The sequence below is a fragment of the Bacteroidota bacterium genome (assembly GCA_030706565.1).
Lineage (GTDB): Bacteria > Bacteroidota > Bacteroidia > Bacteroidales > JAUZOH01 > JAUZOH01.
The window spans coordinates 1-3,298 of the sequence record JAUZOH010000409.1 but is presented as its reverse complement, the minus strand read 5'-3'; the positions used below and the strand labels follow the sequence as shown (position 1 = coordinate 3,298).

The following is a 3,298-nucleotide window of genomic DNA, read 5'->3' as shown; positions in this document are numbered from 1 at the left end:
ACCTTACCGACAAAATAATCATGCTCTTTCTTATGACCAGGGAATCCCGTATATCCATATTGTCTCATATAATTTTCTTCCGCTGTAAAATGATACAAAGTATAATCTTTCAATGCTTTGATAACATCGCTCATCATCTCCTGTGCGGAATGAGTTATTATATTATTGTAAAAATCATTGATCAGATCAATTAATTTTTTATGTTGTTCATCTATTGACGCAATTTTAACACTTAAAGCTTCAGTCCATATTATTGTTGTCATGATATGAAATTTAATGATTAGTTCCCCAAAGATAATCATTGGGCCGAATCCCTTTAAAGAATCAAGCCGTATTTTCTCATTATTATTCCAGTACCACCGGCTTATTTTTAGGATGCTCTACCGAATAGCCCAAATTAACTTTTTGTTCTTCAGAGGATTTTAAAGTCAGCTTCCAGGTAACCTTACCGGTTTGTTCATCTATCGTAGCTCCTGAATAATCTGTTTTCTTGACTGTTATGTCTTTATCTGTAGATATTGGGAATTGATCTTCAAGAATCAGGTTGACCGGTTGTTGCTTTTTATTTCTTACAGCAATAGTAAAAGCCCGCATCTCCGTTTTATTGTTACCCAGGAACTGGCTCTTTGAAAACTCTTTTTGTTTGGTACGGGTAACCACGATATTTTTATCCCGGCCCAGGGATATTTGCAGGGTATCCGTAACATTGCGGACATCCAATACGGATTTCCCCACATAAGTTCCTTCAAAATACAAATTCATTTCACCATCCAGCAGGTTATATTCTTCCCAATTCGAAATTTTCGCCGTCAGGAAAGCATCCTTATCCAACTTGGGCGCACAGTAATATTCGTAATCTGCAGGTATTTCCATCTGCTTAATATCAGCTGAATAAACTTTTCCATCTGCCGGAATTGAATAAGGCAGTTCAATATCAAATTGAACGTTGGTTTGATTAATTGTTTCCCTGGTAGCTGCTGCATTTATACCTCTAACATTTTTACTCTTTTTTTTAGACACCCCGTATCCGACCACTACTACTTCATCCAATTGCAGATTTTGGGGTAAAAGAGAAGCATTAATAATTTTTGAAGAAATGGGCGTTTTATAAGTTTCGTAACCTATAAAAGAAAAAGTCAATGTCTGTGCACCGGAGGGAAGGTTAAGCGAATAGTTTCCCTGCTCATCGGTTACGGTAGCAACAGAAGATCCTTCCACAGCAACAGTAGTACCCGGCAAAGGGGAACCATCATTTCCATCCGTAACTTTCCCGCTGATCACACCCGAGACCATTGCAACTGCCGACTTGTAATATACATTCTCATAACGCACAGGAGAATATGAAATTTGACGAAGGTACCAGGGATTTAATACCGGTTTATTCCCACTTTCAACGGGATTAGAGTTTGAAAGTGACAGACGGACATTTTTCCAATCCTCTCCGGTGTTTTGAACGATATTGGCTTTATAAGCCAGTGTAATAGGAGAATTGATGTCTTTTGCCCGTAAATCATAAGTTGGAAACCAGTTTGCATGATCCACATAATAACTTGCAAAGATATCGGCATCAACTTCGATTTTTGAATCTACAACTAAAGAAACATCACTGGTAGCAAGATTCCCGTTAATATGTAAACTCTTTAACTGTTGATTTAACTTATCCAATTCCTTACGTTCAACCCTGATTTTCTTTGTGAATTCAAATTCTTTATTTTTCACTTCAATCATTCTTGATCTTTGAAAATCAATTGCTTCGCGCAGGTCTGCAACTTTCAAGCCGGTATTCAGGCCACTGACCTGCTGGTTCTTACCCAGCATGATTTCTTCCTCGTTGTATACTGCAAACAAACTGCTGTCTTGTGTAATCTGGTCGGCCAATGCCTGTTTTTTCGTTTCAAGTTCCTCAATATCCTGTTTTTTCTGCTGCTCAACCAAATGATTAATCTGATGTACGACGGACAATATGGTTACATCGGCACCTATCTTAACCTGAAGGCTTTGCGGACTCATATAAGGCGACAAACCTTTAAGCACATATTCGGTTTTACCCTTCACCAGATGTATATTCGCTTTTCGTGAGACTTGTGCTCCGTTCAGGAATATAGTCACCTTGTCAATTTTGGTCTCAACTTCTTTTTTAGAAGGGGCCTGGGCGAAAAGGCCGGTTGCAATGACTAATGCCAATACAATCAAAATAAAATTTTTCATAGTACTTATAGTTTTTTCTGAAGAGCTAAATTACGAATTGTATTAACAAACATAATCAAATTAGTAAATTAAAAAACAGAAATCGGCTTTTTATGATCAAATCGTCATCATACAAGGGATCCGTTTAGATATTTTCCATAATTATCAATTCGGGCTGTGCGATTCAAAAAAAATCATGTAAGTTTGTGTTGTTTGAAATGTAAAAACGTCAATACCTGACTTTTTATTAATAGAACTGAGGTTTTTCTTGTTTTTTATTAGTAATACAGGCAGACTATAAAAATATAATATTAAAAAGATTGATGAAAGTTATAGACCAGCTTAAGAATGCGACCAAAACGCAATTTTCATTTGAGGTTTTACCTCCCTTAAAAGGGGGAAATATAAACAGCATATACAGGGCTATTGATCCTTTGATAGAATTTAATCCCATAAACATCAATGTTACCTATCATCAGCAGGAAGTTGTTTATAAAAAGCTTGAAAACGGGTTGCTTGAGAAAAGGACCATACGCAAAAGGCCGGGTTCCGTTGCCATTGCTGCCGCAATCAAATTTAAATACAAGGTGACTGTTGTTCCCCACATCATTTGCGGCGGGTTTGACAGAGACGAAACCGAAGACACCCTGATCGACTTCAATTTTCTGGGCATGAACAACCTGCTGGCGCTTCGCGGCGATCCGCCCAAAAGCGTCCGGTCTTTCATCCCCGAGGAAAACGGCCATGCCCATACCACAGAACTGGTTAAGCAAATCAAAAATATGAACCGGGGCATTTACCTGGATGAAAAATTGGAGAACCCCACTCCTACCGATTTTTGCGTTGGCGTAGCCGGATACCCGGAAAAACATTATGAGGCGCCCAACATGGAAAACGACCTGCTGCACCTGAAAGAGAAAGTCGATGCAGGCGCCGATTATATAGTCACTCAGATGTTCTTTAACAACAAATACTTTTTCGAATTTGTGGAAAAATGCCGTAAAATGGGAATTACGGTTCCCATTGTCCCTGGAATTAAACCAATTATGACTTTAAAGGACATTTCCGTTCTTCCCAAAATATTCAGCATAGAAATACCGGAAGCATTGGT

General features: G+C 38.4%; 3 protein-coding genes. 1 reads left to right on the top strand and 2 read right to left on the bottom strand.

All coding sequences use genetic code 11. The features are described from left to right. A partial coding sequence (locus Q8907_14855) for a bacteriohemerythrin (GenBank protein MDP4275551.1) occupies positions 1 to 263 on the bottom strand: 263 nt, incomplete at its 3' end. Positions 264 to 345: 82 nt separating this feature from the next. Next, complete coding sequence (locus Q8907_14850) at positions 346 to 2,208, bottom strand: mucoidy inhibitor MuiA family protein (protein MDP4275550.1); 1,863 nt, start codon at positions 2,206 to 2,208, stop codon at positions 346 to 348. A 302-nt stretch (positions 2,209 to 2,510) separates the two neighbouring features. Between Q8907_14850 and Q8907_14845 the strand changes: the two genes are divergently transcribed. After that, the coding region (locus Q8907_14845) for a methylenetetrahydrofolate reductase (GenBank protein ID MDP4275549.1) at positions 2,511 to 3,298 on the top strand (788 nt) is incomplete at its 3' end.